Here is a 19035-nt window from a genome sequence, read left to right on the forward strand (position 1 = left end):
GTGCACGAGATCACACCGATCCCGCTTTCCGCGCTCACCACCATCGCCACGGGCGGTGCGCCCGAGCGGATGCTCGACGCCACGACCACCGAGGGGCTCGTCAGCGCCCTCCGTGAGACGTGGTCGCGCGGCGACGAGTGGTTCGTGCTCGGCGGAGGCTCGAACCTCTTCGTCGGAGACGAGCAGTTCGAGGGCACCGTCATCCGGGTGCTCACCCGCGGCATCGACGAGCTCCCCTCGCCGCACGAGGGCCGCATCCGATTGCGCGCCCAGGCGGGCCACGGGTGGGACGAACTCGTCGCGTACGCGGTCGAGCACGGCTACGCCGGGCTCGAGGCGATGAGCGGCATCCCCGGCACCGTGGGGGCGGCTCCCGTGCAGAACATCGGGGCCTACGGGCAGGAGATCCAGGAGACCCTGGTCGAGGTCGAGCTGATCGACGCGGCGACCGGAGAGATCTCGACCGTTCCCGCCGCCGACCTGGGCCTCGGATTCCGCACCTCGGTGCTCAAGCACCACTACGGCGGCGAGCCCGAGCGGCGGGCCGTGATCCTGTCGATCACGGTCGACCTGCTGGTCGCGCGGGAGCGCATCGTGCGCGGTGAGCAGCTGCGCCGCGCGCTGACCCTCGGCGACGATGCCCCCGTGCCGCTGTCGTGGGTGCGTGAACGCATTCTCGCCACGCGCGCCTCGAAGGGGATGCTGTGGGATCAGGTCGATCCCGACACGCACGGCGTCGGGTCGTTCTTCCAGAACGCGATCGTCACCGAGACCGTCGCCCGCGCACTCCCGCCGGAGTGCCCGCGCTGGCCGGTCTCACCCGACCTCGACACCGTCACGGTCATCCCGCTCGCCTCCTACGGCGGTCTGATCCCGGCGCCGACGCGTGAAGCGGCCGACGTCAAGGTGAGCGCCGCCTGGCTGATCGAGCAGGCCGGCATCCGCAAGGGGTTCAAGCTGCCGCGTTCGCGTGCCTCTGTCTCGACCAAGCACGCGCTCGCGCTCACGAACAGGGGCGGCGCGACCGCCGCGGAGGTCGCCGAGCTCGCGCGCTTCATCCAGAGCCGGGTGCACAGCGAGTTCGGTCTCGTGCTGCAGCCCGAGCCGGTCCTCGTCGGCGTCGAGCTCTAGGCGTACCGTGCTCGACTGGCTGATCGCCGAGTGGCAGCAGGTGCTCGGGTTCGTGACCGGTGCGGTCTGCGTGCTCCTGGCGGGGCTCCGAAACGTCTGGACGTATCCGATCGGCATCGCGAACAACGTCGTGCTCTTCGTCGTCTTCCTCGGCGCGGGTGTCTATGCCGCCGCCGGTCTGCAGGCGGTCTATCTCGTGATGGGCGTGCACGGCTGGTGGCGCTGGACGCGGGGCGAGGAGCAGAGCCGGACGTACATCGCGAGCACGCCGCGCCGGGCGGTGCCGTGGCTGGTGCTCGCCGGGCTCGCCGGTGCCGCTGTGCTGGTGTGGGTGCTCACGTCGTTCACCGATTCGGAGGTCGCGGTCGCTGATGCGCTCACCACGTCGGCGAGCCTCGTCGCGCAGTACATGCTCAACCGCAAGTGGATTCAGAACTGGTTCGTCTGGATCGGCGTCGACGTCGTGATCATCGGCATCTCGATCGTCACCGGGCTGTGGGTCATCGCGGCCCTGTATCTGCTCTTCATCGGGCTGTGCGTGTTCGGCTTCACCTCGTGGCGCCGAGTGGCGGCCCGAGAGCGGGAGCACGAACGCCTCGAGGCGGCCGCGTGACGACGACGGGACCGCGCCGTGAGGGTCACGGGCTCGTGATCGGAAAGTTCTATCCGTTCCACAGCGGGCATTCGCACCTCATCCGCGAGGCCGAGCGGCGCAGCGAGCGCGTCACCGTGCAGGTGCTCGGCGCATCCGTCGAATCGATCCCGCTCGAGACGCGCGCCGATTGGATCCGTGAATCGCACCCGGGGGCGCGGGTCGTGGCGGCGATGGATGACGCCCCGGTGGACTTCGAGTCGGATGCCGCGTGGCGCGAGCACCTCGCCGTGATCGAGTCGCTGCTCGACGAACCCGTCGATACCGTCTTCTCGTGCGACGCGTACGGCGGGGAGCTCGCGCAGCGCCTCGGGGCGGACTGGGTGCGGATCGACGAGGGCCGCAGGATCAACCCGGTGTCCGGCACGGCGATCCGCGCCGATCCCGCGGCGCTCTGGCACGAACTCGCGCCGACCGTGCGGGCGTCGCTCACACCCCGGGTCGTGGTGCTCGGCGCCGAGTCGACCGGGTCGACGACCCTCGCCGAAGCTCTGGCCGCGCACCTCGGCACGCTGTGGGTGCCGGAGTACGGGCGGGAGCACTCCGAGGTGCGCGAGGGCGGACTCGAGGCGCCCTGGCGCAGTGATGAGTTCGACCTGATCGTCGACCGGCAGATCTCTCTCGAAGAGCACGCGCTGCGCCGTGTGCCCCGCCCGGTGCTGGTGTGCGACACCGATGTGCTCGCGACCGCGCTCTGGCACGAGCGCTACGTCGGCACCATCGCCGAGCGCCTGCATCGCGCCGCCGACGGCCACCGCCCCCTCCTCTACGTGCTCACGGGCGACGAGATCCCGTTCGAACAGGACGGCATGCGCGACGGAGAGCACATCCGCCACGACATGCAGCAGCGCTTCCGTGACGTCCTCGCGGCGCAGTCGGTGCCCTGGCTCGAGGTGCACGGCGACGTGCCGGCGCGCGTGGAGGCCGCGGCATCCGCCCTCGAACCGTTGCTGGCCGCGCACCTGCGATTCGCGATCCCGCTCGAGGCGCGTCCGATGCACGAACAGCGAGCCCTGCAGCGGGCGGCTGCGGACGCGGCGGACGGGCGGACCCGAGAGGGCGACGGATGGCCCTGAGCCACCGCCCGTAGGATGATCGCATGTCCGATCGCTGGAGCCGCGTGTCCGCATCGCCCACCAACCCGGGAGCCGATCACGGCGTCGGGCAGATGACCGCCGAGGAGCTCTTCCGCCCGGCAGCCGCGGCGGCCGCGGTGCCCCTCGACGAGAAGCTGCGTCAGGCGTATTACTGGATGGTCAATCGGGCCGTCATCTCCCCGTACTACGACATCGAGTTCTCGCACGGCGACCCGCTCTCGATCGCGCTGGGCGACGCCGATGCCCGGGTCTCGTTGCCCACGCAGGCGTCCTTCTCGTCGAACGTTCTGCTGCCGCTGCTCACCTTCGCGGTCGGCGGCAAGTGCCTCCTGATCGGCGGGCCCGGCCGTGGCAAGACGACGGTCGCCGTGCTCATGGGCGTGCTCGCCGGAACCGCGGCGGAGGACGTGCGGCGTGCCGTGCAGCAGGGGCAGCCGCAGCTCACGGTGAGCGACCTCGTGGGCATCCCGTTGCCGCGCGACCTCGTCGAGGCCGAGAAGCTCAGCGATATCCGGATCGCGTGGCGGGACTGGCTCGGCCTCCCGGTGAAGATCATCGACGAGTACAACCGCATCCCGACCAAGACGCAGTCGGCGCTGCTGACGATGGTCGCCGAAGGGTATGTCGAGAGCCACGACCAGATGCGCCGCACCGCCCCGGACGGCGGCGTCGAGAGCTGGTTCTTCACCGCGAACGACGACGCCGGCGGCGGCACGTTCCCGGTGATCCAGGCGCTCCGCGACCGCATGGACGTCACGGTGCAGGCCGCGGGGTTCAACAGCCGCTTCCTCGACGAGCTCATCACGCGGGTCGAGGCGGGTGAGAAGCCCGAGGAGCACGTGCCGACCGAGCTGCGCTTCGATGCGGCCGAGCAGGAGCGGATGCGCGCTCTGATCCGCGCCGTGCCGATCCCCGACGGTGTGCGCCACCGCCTGCGGTTCTTCCTCAGCCACTTCGAGTTCGTGCAGCACGGCGGTCGCCGTTTCGAGTACCGCACGAAAGACGTCGTGACGACCTCGGGAGGCAGTGTCGGAGAGGTCATCGAGGCGAACAGCGGGGCCGATCTCGAGGTCGACCTCGGCGCGCAGACGCGCAACGGTCTCTCGGTGCGCGCCCTGCAGACCCTCATCCTGTACGCGAAGGCGATGGCCTGGTTCCGGGGAGCGGATGCGGTCGAGCTCGCCGACATCGGCGCGATCCTGCCCTTCGTGCTGCGCGGCAAACTGCTGCCCAACGACACCCACCCGCGTTTCGACGTGGGCGCCGAGCGCGAGCTCGCCACCGACACCGTCAGCTGGTTGAGCGACCTCTTTGTGCAGTCGTGCCGCCAGTACGACATGCTCGGCCGCGACGCCGACGACCCGGTCGCCGCGATGCTCGGCGAGCTCGATCGCGGACTCGACGGTGTGTCGGCCCTCGACGTCTCGCGTCGGATCACCGCCGTCGAGGCGCAGCTGCGCCGCATCGCCGGCATCGGCAAGCTCTACGGCCGCGACTTCGACGACGTGATCGCGCTCAAGTACCTGCACCAGCGCTACACCGCGTTCGCCCGGTGGCAGGAGACCCGCGGGTGATCCGCCGCCCGCTGCAGCTCGCGAATGCGCGGGACTCCTTCCCGCCCGCATCGCCGCCCGACCTGACGGCCGGGCGACTCGACATCGCCGCCGCGATCGAGGGTGTGCGTCGGGCGCACGGCGACGTGGGGCTGTTCGTCCGAGCGCTCGCCGCGGGGCTCGCGGAGGATGTGGACGCCGCGGCCGATCGCGAGCGCGCTCTCGACCTCGTCGCGATCGCGGCGTGGCGGTCCGGCGCTCTGGCGCTGCGCGACGATGCCCTGACCCGGCTCGAACGGATCGGGGCCGCGGTCGAGCGGCGGGCGGCCGCGGCGACCCTCGGGATCGGGATCGACCTGCTCGAGGCGTTCCTGCGCCGGCAGCGCACCGATCGGTTCTGGTGGCCCGGGCGTGCGGACGAGCGCGGCTACGTGCTCGCGACCGGCGGCTTCCGCGGCGTCGGCGGCGCGTGGATCCGCCCGCCCGATCGGGTGGTGCGTCTCGCGGATGCCGGAGCGTTCGCGTTCCTCGTCGCGGGGGAGTGGTGGCGTCTCGACGCCGACGTCTGGGGCGCCCGGCTCACGGCATCCGTCGAGCCCGAGGCGGTGGCATCCGATCCCGCGGAGGACGGCGTGAGCGTCGTCATCGGCCCCGACACCCATCTCGCCTGGGTGCACGTGCGAGACGCCGCGTGAGGACGGGCACGGTTCCCCGCATACCGGTGGACGAGACCGTGCGCGCGGCCTGGGAGCGCGCGCTGGCGCTGTGGGGTGTGCGCCTGAACGACCCCGTCGTGCTGCCCGGAGCGCACGCGGAGGCCGGGGCTCCCGCCTGGTTCACCTTCCCGCCGGCGGTCTCGATCGACCCCGACTACCTCGCGGGCCGGGGCCTCGCCGACGAGCTCTGGAGCATGCTGGCGCACGAGGTCGGACACCACGTGCTCGCCCCGAGCACCCGGATCGATTCTCTGAAGGTGCGGCATCAGATGGCACGGGCGCTCGCCGCGGTCTCGCCGCGTGCGCCCGCGGCATCCGATGTCGGCCTGCTCGCCAATCTCTGGAACGATCTGCTCGTCAACACCCGGCTCGCGCAGTTGCAGCGGGCCGAGGCGGATGCCGCGGGCGAGGCGGGCATCATCCGTCTCGGTCGTGTGCTGTACCCCGCACCCGCAGAAAGCGCCGACCGACTGTGGTGGGTGTACTGCCGCGCCTACGAGATCCTGTGGCGGCTGCCGACCGGCACGCTCTGCGCGATCGACGCACCGCCCGCCCCGCCACCGGCCATCGCGCACGAACAGCTGCCGCCGCTCGACACGATCGCCGAGAGGCACCGCGAGAAGGAGCGCATCCTGCGCGAGCGCAAGGCCGAGAGTGCGCGCATCGCCGCCGAACTCGCCGGAGCCCGCACGACGAATCCCGTCGTCGATGCCGCGCTGGTGGCCGACGCGGTGCGCACGTTCGGCGCCGACCCGGTGTCGGGTGCGGTTAGGTTCGGGGTGATCGCCGCGCCCTACATCGCCGAACGGCAGGATGCCGCGCGCGAGGTGCCCACCGTCGGCGGGGTCGGTTGCGCCGCCGACGAGGAGGGCCCGACCGCCGAGGAACTCGGCCGCATCCTCGCGGATCAGCGTCTGCGCGGCGACCTCCCGGCGCATCCGGGAGCGGGCGATGCCGTGGAGCCGGACGACGCGGATGGGCCACCGCAGCCCGGGCAGCGCCTCGACGTCGCGCGCACGCTCGGTCTCTACTCCGACCTCGACCAGGCCGAGGTGCTCGCGGCCTGGTACCGCACCGAGGCGGCGAGCTGGGTGCGCCCCTACCGGCGGCGCGCGCCGGCGCAGCCCGCTGGAGGGCTTCCCGGGCCGCTCGAACTGTGGGAGACCGGAGACGCGATCGGCGACATCGACTGGGCCGCCACCCTGCGCGGTGGGCGGGTCATTCCCGGGGTGACCACGCGACGCCGCTCGGAGCTGGACGACGACCCGGTCGTGCGCGAGACGAGCATCGAGATCGACCTGTACATCGACTCGTCCGGGTCGATGCGCAACCCCCGCGTCGGGTCGCCCGCGGTACTGGCCGGCACGATCCTCGCCCTCTCGGTGCTGCGCGGAGGCGGTCGCGTGCGCGTGACCAGCTTCTCCGCCGCCGGGCAGGTCGCGGGCATGGAGCGCGCCAGCCGCGATCCCGCCGAGATCGTCGGTGCCCTCTGCGTGTTCTTCGGCGGCGGCACCTCGTTCCCTCTCGATCTGTACGGCTCCCGGTATGCGGCTCTCCCGCGGGCGACCGACGAGGTGCAGCGCCACGTCGTGGTGCTCTCCGACGACGGACTCGTGTCGATGTTCGGTGTCGGGAACGAGCCGTTCGCGGGCGTCGCCCGCGCGGTGAGGGAGAAGCTCACCACGGGTACGCTCGTGCTCATGGACCGTCTCCACCGCGTCTCCGACCTCGCCCGGCGCGACGGCTACGACGTGGTGTACCTGTCGAGCATGGACGATGCTCCGGCGGCCTGCGCCGCCCTCGCGGAGCGACTGCATGGCTGAGACGGAGCGGGCGGAGGACGAGCGGACGTCGACGGAAGAGTTGCTCGCAGCCTGGAGCGAGCGGTCCGGCGGGGAGCAGGAGGCGTGGACGAGGGCCCGCCCGGGCCCCGCACTCGACGCGATCGCGGCACGGCTGTCGGCCGTGCCGCAGATGTTCCTCGACGACCGCGTCTCCGTGCGCGCGCTCGCGGGCGACGTGCTCGGGATGGCGCCGATCTGCGTGCGCTTCGCCACGGATGAGCGCGTGCGACGGGGAGCGGCGATCGCGCTCTGGGTCGTCGCGAGCGAAGAGCTCGTCGCCCCGCTCGTTCCCTCGATCGCCGGTGGCGCCGCCGCGCTCGCGGTCGACGCACTCGCGCTGCGGCTGGCGCCCGTGTCCGACCCGCTGAGCTGGATCTCCGACGATGAGCGGCGCATCGAGGCGGCGCGCACGTTCCTGCTCTGGCGCGGATACCTGCCGGAGGGTGAAGACGCGCAGACCGCCTCGTCGCTCCTCGCCGCCGTCGACTCGCTCGCCCGAAACAAGGCGCTCGCCGACGCCTACGAGGGCCACCGGCATCGCGCCGAGATCGCCCGCAAGCTGCAGGAGGCGCGTCGCAAGGAGGCAGCGGCGCGGTACTCCAGTGAGTGAGGCCACAGGTATCGGCGCTCCGGGCGACCCCGACGTGGTCGATCCGCTCGCGCTCGCCGAGTACGCACCCGGAGCGGCAGCGGTGCTCACGGACGCCGAGCGCTGGCCGACCCTCGACGACGCGGGGGCCGCCCGCCTCGCCCGGTGGCGACGGCATCCCGACGCTCCGCAGTGGACGCACGCGACCGGCGACCGGCTGAGCGCCGCGCAGGCCGAGCGGGTGCGGCATCCGCTTCCGACCGACGGATGGCTCGCCGAGCACCTGGCCGCCGTGCGCCGCACGCTGCGGCACCGGGCAATGCCCGCGGATGCCGTACTCGCCGACTACCCGACGACGCGGCGTAGCGACCTGGTCGCCGACCTCGGCGCGCACGTGCCGCTCGACGCCGACCTCGGGCGGATGCTGCACGGCACGAGCTCGGGCTCGACCGGCGCCGCGCTGCTGATCCCCGACGACGTCGAGGAGGTCGCGCGCGGGTTCCACCTGCTGCGCACGCTGGCCGCGCAGCAGGGCGCGACCGTCACTGACGACGGAGAACGGATGGCGGTCGCGAACCTGGTCTTCCAACGCCAGGCGTTCACCTACGTCTCGCTGATCAGCAGCTTCGCGCACCGGGCGATGGCGCGACTCAACCTGCACGTGTCGGCGTGGCCGGATGCGGATGCCCGACGACGGTTCCTCGCCGACGCCGACCCGCAGATCCTCAGCGGGCACCCGACCAGCCTCGCCGAGCTCGTCGATGCGGGGCTCGACGAGGTGCTGCATCCGTCGGTGATCTTCTCGGGGGCGATGGCGCTGTCGGCCCCGTTGCGTGCGCGGCTGGAGCACGCGTTCGGGTGCCCCGTGATCGACGTCTACGGGCTGCACGAGACCCGACCGATCGCCGCACGCGCCGACGACGGCCCGTTCCGGGTGCTCGATCGACGGGTTCTCGTCGAGGTGCTCGACCCGCGGCGCGACGTCGCAGTGCCCGACGGCGAGGTCGGTGAGATCGCGGTGACCGCGGGGGAGAACCCGCTGCTGCCCCTGGTGCGCTACCGCACCGGCGACTACGGACGGCTCGTGCGGCTGGCCGACGGCGCGGTGGCGATCGCCGACCTCGAGGGGCGCGAGAACACCCGTTTCCGCGCGGGCGACGGGTCGCTCGTCGCCAGCGTCGACCTCACCCAGCACCTGCAGGCGCACGGTGCCGAGGGATGGTCCGTCGTGCAGGGCGACGACCGGGTCGTGCACGCGACGATCGCCGGGGGAGATGCTGCCGCCATCGAGGCGGCGCTCACCGCGCTGCTGGCGGTGCCGGTCGAGGTCACCGAAGTGGCGCGGGTGATCGACCTCGGCGAGGGCAAGCCGCGTCGCTACCGCAGTACACTCGCGTGATGAGCGGACTCATCCCCTACCTCCTCTTCCCCGGCAACGCCGCGGAGGCCTTCGCTCACTACCAGGGCATCTTCGGCGGTGAGGTCCGGCTCTTCGACTACGCCGAGCTCGGTCGCCACGACGGCCCCGCCGACGCCATCGGGCACGGCATGCTGCGCGGGATCGTCGAGCTCGCCGGGGCGGATGCCGGGGCCGACGACGACGCGGTGCAGATGGGCGGGATGTTCTTCTCGCTGCTGGGCACGGCGGATGCCGAGACCCTCACGCGCTGGTTCGACGCGCTCGCCGCCGAAGGCCGGGTCATCTCGCCCTTGACCACCCGCCCGTGGGGCGACGTCGACGGGTCGCTCGTGGATCGCTACGGCATCCGCTGGTTGATCGGGTACCACCCGGAGGAGTGAGCCTCCGCCCCGGGTGCGGATGGCCGCCATGCGCCGACGCCCCTGCATCACGCCGAAGCCCCCGCCTGCACGCGTGAGCAGACGGGGGCTTCGACGAGAACCGGGGGCGCGGATACCGCCCCGTCGGTCAGGAGGCGAACAGACGCTGCAGGCGCTGGACGCCCTCGAGCAGCGCGTCGTCGCCGAGCGCGTACGACAGGCGCAGGTAGCCGCTCGGGCCGAAGGCCTCGCCCGGCACGACCGCGACCTCGGCCTGCTCGAGGATGAGGTCGGCGAGCTCGAGCGACGTGGTCGGAGTCACGCCGCCCCAGGTGCGGCCGAGCAGGCCCTGCACGTCGGGGTACACGTAGAAGGCGCCGAGCGGGTTCGGCACGACGACCCCGTCGATCTTCGACAGCTCCGAGACGATGAGCCGGCGACGGCGGTCGAAGGCCTCGCGCATCTGCTCGGCCTGGGTCTGCGGCCCGTTGAGCGCGGCGATCGCGGCCTTCTGAGCGACGTTGTTGACGTTGCTCGTCAGGTGCGACTGCAGGTTGCCGGCGATCTTGATCGCGTCGGACGGGCCGACCATCCAGCCCACGCGCCAGCCCGTCATGGCGTAGGTCTTGGCGACACCGTTCACGAGGATCGTCTGGCCCGCGACCTCGGGGACCGCCTCGACGATCGAGACCGCTGTCGTCCCCTCGTAGGTGAGGTTCTGGTAGATCTCGTCGCTGATCACCCAGATGCCGTGCTCGAGCGCCCACTCGCCGATCGCCTTCGTCTCTTCGGCCGTGTACACCGAACCGGTGGGGTTCGAGGGCGACACGAAGACGAGCGCGGTCGTGCGCGGGGTGCGGGCGGCTTCGAGCTGAGCGACCGTGACCTTGTAGTCCTGGTCGGCGCCCGCGAACACCTCGACGGGCGTGCCGTCGGCGAGACGGATCGCCTCGGGATAGGTGGTCCAGTACGGCGCGGGGAGGAGCACCTCGTCGCCGGGGTTCACCACGGCCTGGAACGCCTGGTACACCGACTGCTTGCCGCCGTTGGTCACGAGCACCTGGCTGGGCGAGACCTCGAGGCCAGAGTCGCGCAGGGTCTTCGTGGCGATCGCCTCGCGCAGAGCCGGCAGGCCCGCGGCGGGCGTGTAGCGGTAGCTCGCGGGGTCGGCCAGGGCTTCGGCCGCGGCATCCACTATGAACTGCGGCGTCGCGAAGTCGGGCTCGCCGGCCGCGTACGAGATGACGGGCTTGCCCTCCGCCTTCAGGGCCTTGGCCTTCGCATCGACCTTGAGGGTCGCGGACTCGGCGATCGCGGACAGTTTGCGGGAGAGAGGAGCGCGTTCGGTCACGATTACGAGCGTACTCGGGGGTGCGGGCGTTGTGCGGGCCGCGGCGTCATGAAGATCCTGAGTTCTTAGGCGCCGCAGACCCGCCGTGAGGGGTCAGAACACGCCGCGACCGGGCGGGCTGGCACGGCGTGTCTTGACCCCTCACCGGCTAGGGCTGTGGGGAACGGCTGGGGCGGGCTCGTGACCGTCGCGAGTCAGAGCCCGTGTGCGCGGGCGACCGCGTCGAGGGTGATGCGTCCGCCGTGCACGTTCAGGCCCTTCGCGAGCGACGCGTCGTCGGCGGATGCCTGCGCCCAGCCCTTGCCGGCGATCGCCGAGACGTAGGGGAGGGTCGCGTTCGTGAGCGCGCGGGTCGCGGTCTCGGGAACGGCGCCGGGCATGTTGGCGACGCAGTAGTAGATCGAGTCGTGCACCGCGAACGTGGGGTCGTCGTGGGTCGTGGGGCGCGAACCCTCGAAGCATCCGCCCTGGTCGATCGCGATGTCGACGAGCACCGACCCGGCTTTCATGCCGGCCACCATGTCGTCGGTGACGAGCTTCGGGGCGGCCGCTCCCGGGATGAGCACGGAGCCGATCACGAGGTCGGCGGTGGCGAGTTCCTCGGCGATGTCGTAACGACTCGACGCGCGGGTCTGGAGGGCGCCGCCGTAGCGATGTTCGAGGTCGCGCAGGCGCGGGAGCGAGATGTCGAAGACCGTGACCTGCGAGCCGAGGCCCAGGGCGTTCGCCGCGGCATGCTCTCCGGCCACGCCGCCGCCGATCACGACCGTCTTGGCGCGCGGAGTGCCCGCGATGCCGCCGAGCAGAAGTCCGCGGCCACCGTTGGAGCGCAGCAGGGAGTACGAACCCATCGTCACCGACAGTCGGCCGGCGATCTCACTCATCGGCACCAGCAGTGGCAGGCTGCGGTCGGGCAGCTGCACGGTCTCGTAGGCGACGGCGGTCGTGCCGGCGGCGACGAGCGCCTCGGTCAGCGGGCGATCGGCGGCGAGGTGCAGGTACGTGAAGAGGGTGAGGTCGGGGCGCAGGAAGCCGTATTCCTGCGCGATCGGCTCCTTGACCTTGAGGAGAAGGTCGGCCGCGCCCCAGGCCTCGGCGGCGGTGTCGACGATCTCGGCGCCGACGGCGCGGTAGGCGTCGTCATCGACGCGCGACCCGAGTCCGGCGCCGGACTGCACGAGCACGCGGTGTCCCTCGTGCACGAGACGGTCCGCCCCCGCGGGGGTGAGCGCGACGCGGTTCTCGTTGTTCTTGACCTCGGTCGGCACGCCGATCTTCATCGATGCTCCAGTGCTCGGGGGCGGTTGTTGCAGAACAGGATCGCAGAAACATCGGCAGCAGAACAGATTCCGCGAAGATCATTCGCAAATCGTCCGAATCCTGAATAATGATTCGCATGGAGACGTCTACGACCCCGGATCGGCCGAACACCCTTCGGGCCCCCGCGCTCGACCCGGTCGACCAGCGCATCGTCGCGCTGCTCGCGGAGGACGGCCGCATGACCAACGCCGAGCTCGCCGGCACGCTCGGCGTCGCCCCGTCGACGGCGCACGCGCGGCTGCGGTCACTCATCGAGCGCGGCGTGATCACCGGGTTCCACGCGAGCGTCGACGAGCGGATGCTGGGCGCCGGCCTCCAGGCCATCATCGGCGTGAGCCTGCGCCCGAGCGCGCGCCGCGAGAGCATCGTCGAGTTCGCCGACCGGGTGCGGGCGCTGCCGCAGGTGATCCAGGTGTTCTTCCTGGGCGGCGACGACGACTTCCTGCTGCACATCGCCGTGGCGGATTCCTCGGAGATGCGCGAGTTCGTGCTCGAGCATCTTTCAGCGCAGAGCAGTGTCGCGTCGACACGCACGAGCATCGTGTTCGACTACCACCGCAACTCGGTCGCGGCGTCGTTCACCTGACCTCGGCCCAGCGAGTCCTCAGGCGCCGAAGGCGCTGGGCAGGGCGCAGTAGTCCGCGAAGCGGCGGGTCGGGGCATCCGGGTCGGTGACATCGACGATGACGGATGCCGCGGTGTGCGGCTGCTCGTCACCGGCGAGCTGCCAGATCGTGAAGTTCCAGAGGCCACGGGCGCTCGCGCTCACGAGTGCCGCGGGTCCGGAGACGACGAGCACCCGGTCGCCGCGGTCGGCGCGGAAGGGCGCGATCACGTCTGCGCGCAGTGACGCCTCGTCACCATCGCCGGTGTGCGCCCGTTCGACCGTCTGGCCTGCCGCGGTGAGCGCTGCGGCGACGTCGTCCGCCGCACGTCGTGAGCGTTCGGCATCCGCTCCCGCCACCGCGAGCAGCCGGCCGCCGCTCGGGTACAGGTGCAGGAACTCGCTCGCGATGTCGCTCCAGATCTCGGTCATGCCCTCAGGGTACGCCCGCACAGGGCCCCCGGCGCCGACCACTCGCACGGACGCTCCCGTCGCACTTTCTGTCGGCCTGAGCGACCGGAGGCGACAGAAAGTACGACGGGAGCCAGGGCGTGGGCTCAGTCGAGGTACCGGGCGTAGGCGCCGAGCGTCAGGAAGGTCGGGAATTCCTCGCGCAGCGCCACCTCGCGGAAGACCTCGGCGGCGTCGTCGAACCGGTCCCCGGCGCTGCGCGTGGCCTCGCGGAGCACTCCGGTGATGAGCTCCTCGACGTACTCGGCGGTGATCGCCGTGCCGTCCTCGGTAGTGCGATCCTGGTGGATCCACTGCCACACCTGCGAGCGGCTGATCTCGGCGGTTGCGGCATCCTCCATGAGGTTGTCGATCGCCACCGCGCCCAGCCCCCGTAGCCATGCTTCGAGGTAGCGGATCGCGACAGACACGTTGTCGCGCACGCCCTTCGCCGTGATCGGGCGGCCGATGTGCAGGTCGATCAGATCGGACGCCTGCACCTGCACGTCGTCGCGCTGGCGGTCGACCTGGTTCGGCCGGTCGCCGAGCACCGCGTCGAACTCGGCCTGCGCGGTCGGGATGAGATCCGGGTGCGCGACCCAGGTGCCGTCGAAGCCGTCGCCGGCCTCGCGCTTCTTGTCGGCCGCGACCTTCTCGATCGCGCGCGCCGTGGCCTCGGGATCGCGGCGGTTGGGGATCGAGGCGCTCATGCCGCCGATCGCGAAGGCTCCCCGCTTGTGGCAGGTCTGCACGAGCAGCTCGGTGTACGCGCGCATGAACGGCACCGTCATCGTCACCTCGCTGCGGTCGGGAAGGACGAAGCGGGCGCCGCGACCCCGGTAGTTCTTGATGATCGAGAAGATGTAGTCCCAGCGTCCGGCGTTGAGGCCCGCGCAGTGGTCGCGCAGCTCGTAGAGGATCTCGTCCATCTCGAACGCCGCCGGCAGGGTCTCGATCAGCACCGTGGCGCGGATCGTGCCGTGGGGGAGACCGATGTACTCCTCGCTGAACGAGAACACGTCGTCCCACAGCTTCGCCTCGTCGCTCGACTCGAGCTTCGCGATGTAGAAGTACGGGCCGCGCCCCGCCTCGATCAGCGCCTGCGCGTTGTGCAGGAAGTAGAGCCCGAAGTCGACCAGCGATCCGGATGCCGCGGTGCGGCGCCCCGCGCGATCGATGAACGCGATGTGCTTCTCGGGCAGGTGCCAGCCGCGCGGACGCATCACGATCGTCGGCGTGCGCTCGGCGGTGACGCGGTACTCCTTGCCCTCGGAGGACGTGAACGACAGCTCGCCACGGATCGCGTCGCGCAGCGACAGCTGGCCCTCGACGACGTTCTTCCAGGTGGGGCTCGTGGCATCCTCCTGGTCGGCGAGCCACACCCGCGCGCCCGAGTTGAGGGCGTTGATCGTCATCTTCGGATCGGTCGGTCCGGTGATCTCGACGCGGCGATCCTCGAGGCCGGGGCCGGCGCCGGCGACGCGCCAGGAGGCGTCGTCGCGGATGTGCGCCGTGTCGGCGCGGAAGTGCGGGTCGTGCCCGTTGCCGATCTCGAAGCGGCGGCGCATGCGATCGGCCAGCCGGTCGTGGCGGCGGGATGCGAACCGGTGGTGCAACTCGGTGAGGAACGCGATCGCCGCAGGGGTGAGGATCTCGTCGTAACGGTCGTGCAGCGCGCCGGTGATCTCGATCGCCGGACCCTGCAGGGTCGGGGTGGGGGGTGTGATGGTCATCGCTTCATTCCTTCGGAAGAGGGGGAATCAGTGGAACTGCGCGGTCTCGGTGGAGCCGGCGAGGGCGAGAGTGGCGCTGTCGGGGTTGAGCGCCGTGGAGATCACGTCGAAGTAGCCGGTGCCCGCCTCGCGCTGGTGCTTGGTGGCGGTGTAGCCGTCGGCCTCGGCGGCGAACTCGGCCTCCTGCAGCTCGACGTACGCGCTCATGGCGCGATCGGCGTAGCCGCGGGCGAGGTCGAACATGGAGTAGTTCAGGGCGTGGAAGCCGGCCAGGGTGATGAACTGGAACTTGTAGCCGAGGTCGGCCAGCTCCTGCTGGAACGTCGCGATCTCGGCATCCGACAGGTGGCGCTTCCAGTTGAAGCTGGGCGAGCAGTTGTACGCGAGCAGCTTGCCCGGGAACTCGGCGTGGATCGCGGCGGCGAACGCGCGAGCCAGTTCGATGTCGGGCTCGCCGGTCTCGACCCAGAGCAGGTCGGCGTAGGGCGCGAACGCCAGGCCACGGCTGATGACCGCGTCGATGCCCGGCGTCACGCGGTAGAAGCCCTCGGGTGTGCGCTCGCCGGTCGTGAACGCCCGGTCGCGCTCGTCGACATCGCTCGTGAGCAGGTCGGCGGCGAGGGCATCCGTCCGGGCGATGATGACGGTCGGGACGCCCGCGACGTCGGCCGCGAGCCGCGCCGCGTTGAGGGTGCGGATGTGCTGCTGCGTGGGCACGAGCACCTTGCCGCCGAGGTGTCCGCACTTCTTCTCGCTCGCGAGCTGGTCCTCCCAGTGGATGGCGGCGGCGCCGGCCTGGATCAGCGACTGCGCGAGTTCGTAGGCGTTGAGAGGTCCGCCGAACCCGGCCTCGGCGTCGGCGACGATCGGGGCGAGCCAGTCCTGCGTGATCTCGCCCTCGCCGGTGGCGGCCTCGGCGTGCTCGAGCTGATCCTGGCGCAGCAGCGCATTGTTGATGCGGCGCACGACGGCCGGCACCGAGTTCGCCGGGTAGAGCGACTGGTCGGGGTAGGTCTGGCCGGCGAGGTTGCCGTCGGCGGCGACCTGCCAGCCCGAGAGGTAGATGGCCTTGAGGCCGGCGCGCACCTGCTGCACGGCCTGGCCGCCGGTGTAGGCGCCGAGCGCGCGGATGTAGTCCTCGGTGTGGAGCAGGTTCCAGAGGTTCTCGGCACCGCGGTGGGCGAGCGTCGACTCCTCGCGGATCGAACCCCGGATGCGGATGACGTCGGCCGCGGTGTACGTGCGCTCGACGCCGTCCCAGCGGGGGTCGGTGTCCCAGATCTCCTGGAGCTCGGGGGCGGTCTGGACCTGATCGCCGGCTCGCAGACCTGCGGGGCGGGGTGCGTGCGTCGTCATGGTGTCTCCTTCGGTCGATCCGGCGGCGGTGCCGGTTGGTGTGTGATCCACTGTGGGTGAAGAACGGATGCTTCGATGGCGCATTTTCATGTGAAGATCGGTCGAAATTCTGTTTCTGTGACAGAATCACCGTCATGAGCCCGGCCGATGACGCAGAAGAGACCGACGCCCTCACGATCGGGCGACGCATCCGCCGTCTGCGCACGACGCGAGGGATGACCCTCGACGATCTCGCCACCGCGGTCGACCGGGCGCCGAGCCAGCTGTCGATGATCGAGACGGGAAAACGCGAGGCGAAGCTGTCGCAGCTGCAGGCGATCGCGCGCGCCCTCGGGGTGACGCTCGACACTCTGCTCGAGGGTGAGCCGCTCGACGAGCGCAGCGCGATCGAGATCGCGCTCGAACGTGCGATGAAGGGACAGACGTTCCAGGCCCTCGGCATCGAGCCGTTCCGCATCGCCAAGTCGATGCCGACCGAGGCGCTCACCGCGCTCCTCGCGCTGCACGGCGAGATCGACCGCCTCCGCGACGAGCGGGCGGCGACGCCGGAAGAGGCCCGGAGGGCGAACGTCGAGCTGCGTCACCTCATGCGACGGCAGGACAACCACTTCGCCGACCTCGAGCAGAAGGCCGCCGAGATCCTCGACGCGGTCGGACACCCGGGCGGCCCCCTCACCCAGCGCACGGCATCCGAGATCGCCGCTTATCTCGGCTTCACCCTGCACTACGCGCCCGATCTGCCGCAGACCACTCGCAGCGTCGCCGATCTCGCGCACGGGCGCCTGTACCTGTCGAGCAGCGTGCCCGCCAAGGGCGATGCCCGCACCGCCGTGCTGCAGGCGCTGTCGAGCCGCATTCTGGGGCACTCCGAGCCGCGCAGCTACGCCGAGTTCCTACGCCAGCGGGTCGAGACCAACTACCTCACCGGTGCGCTGCTGATCCCCGAGGCTCACGTCGTTCCGGCGCTCCGCGACGCCAAGGCGCGCCGGGCGATCTCGATCGAGGATCTGCGCGACACCTACTCGGTCTCGTACGAGACCGCCGCCCACCGCTTCACGAACCTCGCGACGCGGCACCTCGGCATCCCCGTGCACTTCCTCAAGGTGCACGAGTCGGGCACGATCACGAAGGCGTACGAGAACGACGACGTCAACTTCCCCGCCGACCGGCTGGGGGCCATCGAGGGCCAGATGTGCTGCCGCAGATGGACCAGCCGGGTGGTGTTCGACGAGGACGACCGCTTCAACCCCTACTACCAGTACACCGACACGGGCAACGGCACCTACTGGTGCACGGCCAGGGTCGAAGCGTCGAGTGAGGGGCTGCATTCGGTGAGCGTGGGCGTGCGCTTCGACGACACCAAGTGGTTCGTCGGACGCGACACCCCGCACCGCGGCGTCTCGAAGCACTCGGTCGAGGTGTGCTGCCGCCGGGCCCCGGCCGACCTCGAGGAGCGCTGGCGCGACAACTCCTGGCCGAACGTCAAGACTCCGCGCACGCTGCTCGCGACGCTCCCGACCGGATCGTTCCCCGGAGTCGACACGACGGACGTGTACGAGTTCCTCGAGGCGCACGCGCCGGAGTGAGGGTGCTCGTTAGGCTCATCGGACTCGGCGCGATGACGACGCCGGGGGTGAGGAGAGGAGCGACACGATGACCAGCGACGTCTTTCCGGGGCCCGTCGGCGCGCCGCCGGGGGCCGCCTCCGCCATCCTGAGCTTCGGTGCGCTGACCGCCGCTCCGGGGCCGGTGCGGTTCATCGAGGGCTTCGAATCCTTCGCGGATCTCGTCGAACGCGAAGGAGCCGTTCCGACGGAGCTGGCGGAGGACTTCCCGGCATTGTGGAGGTTCATCGCCGAGCATCCGATCATCGCGGATTCGGCCGCCCTGGCGGAGTCCGCGGCGCGCTTCCTCGGCAACGCGATCGCCCTCGCCCATCCCGCGGCCACGTGGCGTGCGACGCCCGACCTCGAGGTCGGCACGAACACGCGCTCGATCCCGGTGGCGGGTCTCGTGCAGGGGATTCTCGCGCACCCCGAGCGGCTCGACGACTTCCGGGAGATGCTCGCCTCCTGGGAGCAGGACGATCTCGACGATCAAGAGATGCAGGCCCTCACCCGGGACCTGCCCGAGCCGGCGCTGATCGTCCCGCCGGTCGACTACCGTCGTCCGACTCTTCCGACGCGCGAGTACGCCGACGACGAAGGGCGCATCATCCGTTACGGGACCCGGTGGGCGGGCGGCGCTCCGCCCGAGGACGCGTACTCGCGGGAGTCGCATCCGGAGCGCTTCGAACCGCTACGCCTCGTCGTCGATGCCCTCGTCGATCACCTCCGCAGCGGGTACGAGACCGAGGTGCGCGAGGAGGGAGGGCCCGAGGGCGCCCGCCGCATCGTGCTGGAACCGCCCACGGGTGCTCCGATCGCGCTCACGGCGAGCGGGCCGTGCGTCGAGGTGGAGGCCGGTGCGCTCTTCCGGGCGATCATCCCCTCCTGCACGTGCGATGCGTGCGACGAGACCGCCGAATCCGCGGCGGATGAGCTCGAGAGGACGCTTCTTGCGGTCGCTGCGGGCGGACTCCGCGAGCGGTTCCCCGTCGGACGCCGCGCCTGGCAGCTCACGCAGCTGGTGTCGCTCGGCGGAGAGAGGCGATCGCGCAGCTCAGGGCCGGCCGCGGAACTGCCGGAGGACGTGCGAGAGCAGAAAGCCGCCGTGCTCCGCGATCTCGATGACGGCTGGTGGCCGGCCTGGCCGCTCCGGGCGGCGCCGTTCGCGTAGGCAAGCTCAGCGGATTTCGTTCCGTCGCACCTTCTGCGGGGATGGGTGACGTGCTCAACCTGCGGGTCGCCTATGCTCCCTG

17 protein-coding genes are annotated in these 19035 nt (G+C 71.0%); 12 read left to right on the forward strand and 5 right to left on the reverse strand.

Translation table 11 applies throughout. The features are described from left to right. The 9 genes from ACIPVN_RS13470 to ACIPVN_RS13510 are packed head-to-tail and all read left to right on the forward strand — an operon-like array spanning position 1 to position 9382. Complete coding sequence (locus tag ACIPVN_RS13470) at positions 1-1131, forward strand: UDP-N-acetylmuramate dehydrogenase (RefSeq protein WP_400444693.1); 1131 nt, start codon at positions 1-3, stop codon at positions 1129-1131. A 7-nt stretch (positions 1132-1138) separates the two neighbouring features. Further along, entirely contained in the window at positions 1139-1744 is a 606-nt protein-coding gene (gene pnuC, locus ACIPVN_RS13475) for a nicotinamide riboside transporter PnuC (protein ID WP_400443651.1), read from the forward strand. Then, positions 1741-2859 (forward strand): AAA family ATPase, encoded by a 1119-nt coding sequence (locus tag ACIPVN_RS13480; protein WP_400443654.1) that lies wholly within the window; start codon positions 1741-1743, stop codon positions 2857-2859. Before pnuC ends, ACIPVN_RS13480 begins: the two co-directional genes overlap by 4 nt. 23 nt (positions 2860-2882) lie before the next feature. Further along, on the forward strand, positions 2883-4454 hold the full coding sequence (locus tag ACIPVN_RS13485) for an AAA family ATPase (protein ID WP_400443656.1): 1572 nt from the start codon (positions 2883-2885) through the stop codon (positions 4452-4454). Continuing rightward, positions 4451-5128 carry a potassium transporter Kef gene (locus ACIPVN_RS13490; protein WP_400443659.1) on the forward strand — a complete coding sequence of 226 codons (678 nt, stop codon included), beginning with the start codon at positions 4451-4453 and terminating at the stop codon, positions 5126-5128. Before ACIPVN_RS13485 ends, ACIPVN_RS13490 begins: the two co-directional genes overlap by 4 nt. Before the next feature lie 26 nt (positions 5129-5154). Next, positions 5155-6972 (forward strand): VWA domain-containing protein, encoded by a 1818-nt coding sequence (locus ACIPVN_RS13495; RefSeq protein WP_400443662.1) that lies wholly within the window; start codon positions 5155-5157, stop codon positions 6970-6972. Beyond that, positions 6965-7603, forward strand: a complete 639-nt coding sequence (locus tag ACIPVN_RS13500; protein WP_400443665.1) for a phosphohydrolase — start codon at positions 6965-6967, stop codon at positions 7601-7603. Before ACIPVN_RS13495 ends, ACIPVN_RS13500 begins: the two co-directional genes overlap by 8 nt. Further along, positions 7596-8981 (forward strand): AMP-binding protein, encoded by a 1386-nt coding sequence (locus ACIPVN_RS13505; protein ID WP_400443668.1) that lies wholly within the window; start codon positions 7596-7598, stop codon positions 8979-8981. The genes ACIPVN_RS13500 and ACIPVN_RS13505 overlap by 8 nt, the downstream gene beginning before the upstream one ends. Beyond that, positions 8981-9382: a VOC family protein gene (locus ACIPVN_RS13510; protein WP_400443671.1), complete on the forward strand. Its 402-nt coding sequence runs from the start codon at positions 8981-8983 to the stop codon at positions 9380-9382. The genes ACIPVN_RS13505 and ACIPVN_RS13510 overlap by 1 nt, the downstream gene beginning before the upstream one ends. Positions 9383-9509: 127 nt before the next feature. Here ACIPVN_RS13510 and ACIPVN_RS13515 read toward each other — a convergent pair whose 3' ends face one another. Together ACIPVN_RS13515 and ald are read right to left on the reverse strand one after the other, a co-directional pair. After that, positions 9510-10712, reverse strand: coding sequence for a pyridoxal phosphate-dependent aminotransferase (locus ACIPVN_RS13515; protein ID WP_400443674.1), 1203 nt, complete (start codon positions 10710-10712; stop codon positions 9510-9512). A 194-nt stretch (positions 10713-10906) separates the two neighbouring features. Further along, positions 10907-11992, reverse strand: a complete 1086-nt coding sequence (gene ald / locus ACIPVN_RS13520) for an alanine dehydrogenase (protein WP_400443677.1) — start codon at positions 11990-11992, stop codon at positions 10907-10909. Positions 11993-12099: 107 nt separating this feature from the next. Here ald and ACIPVN_RS13525 point away from each other — a divergent pair, with 107 nt between their 5' ends. After that, positions 12100-12618, forward strand: coding sequence for an Lrp/AsnC family transcriptional regulator (locus tag ACIPVN_RS13525; RefSeq protein ID WP_247625146.1), 519 nt, complete (start codon positions 12100-12102; stop codon positions 12616-12618). A gap of 18 nt (positions 12619-12636) precedes the next feature. Here the strand turns inward: ACIPVN_RS13525 and ACIPVN_RS13530 are convergent, their stop codons facing one another. The 3 genes from ACIPVN_RS13530 to aceA form a co-directional block, all read right to left on the reverse strand. Then, a complete protein-coding gene (locus tag ACIPVN_RS13530) occupies positions 12637-13068 on the reverse strand; it encodes a hypothetical protein (RefSeq protein ID WP_400443681.1) in 432 nt (143 codons plus the stop codon). Between the two features lie 125 nt (positions 13069-13193). Beyond that, complete coding sequence (aceB, locus tag ACIPVN_RS13535; protein WP_400443684.1) at positions 13194-14819, reverse strand: malate synthase A; 1626 nt, start codon at positions 14817-14819, stop codon at positions 13194-13196. A gap of 27 nt (positions 14820-14846) precedes the next feature. After that, entirely contained in the window at positions 14847-16175 is a 1329-nt protein-coding gene (gene aceA, locus ACIPVN_RS13540) for an isocitrate lyase (RefSeq protein ID WP_400443687.1), read from the reverse strand. A gap of 134 nt (positions 16176-16309) precedes the next feature. Between aceA and ACIPVN_RS13545 the strand changes: the two genes are divergently transcribed. Both ACIPVN_RS13545 and ACIPVN_RS13550 read left to right on the forward strand, forming a co-directional pair. Next, entirely contained in the window at positions 16310-17761 is a 1452-nt protein-coding gene (locus ACIPVN_RS13545) for a helix-turn-helix domain-containing protein (RefSeq protein ID WP_400443690.1), read from the forward strand. 67 nt (positions 17762-17828) lie between these two features. Continuing rightward, entirely contained in the window at positions 17829-18953 is a 1125-nt protein-coding gene (locus tag ACIPVN_RS13550) for a DUF6226 family protein (protein WP_400443693.1), read from the forward strand. The last annotated feature ends 82 nt before the right edge of the window (positions 18954-19035 follow it).

Source organism: Microbacterium sp. NPDC090003 (assembly GCF_044748385.1).
Lineage (GTDB): Bacteria > Actinomycetota > Actinomycetes > Actinomycetales > Microbacteriaceae > Microbacterium.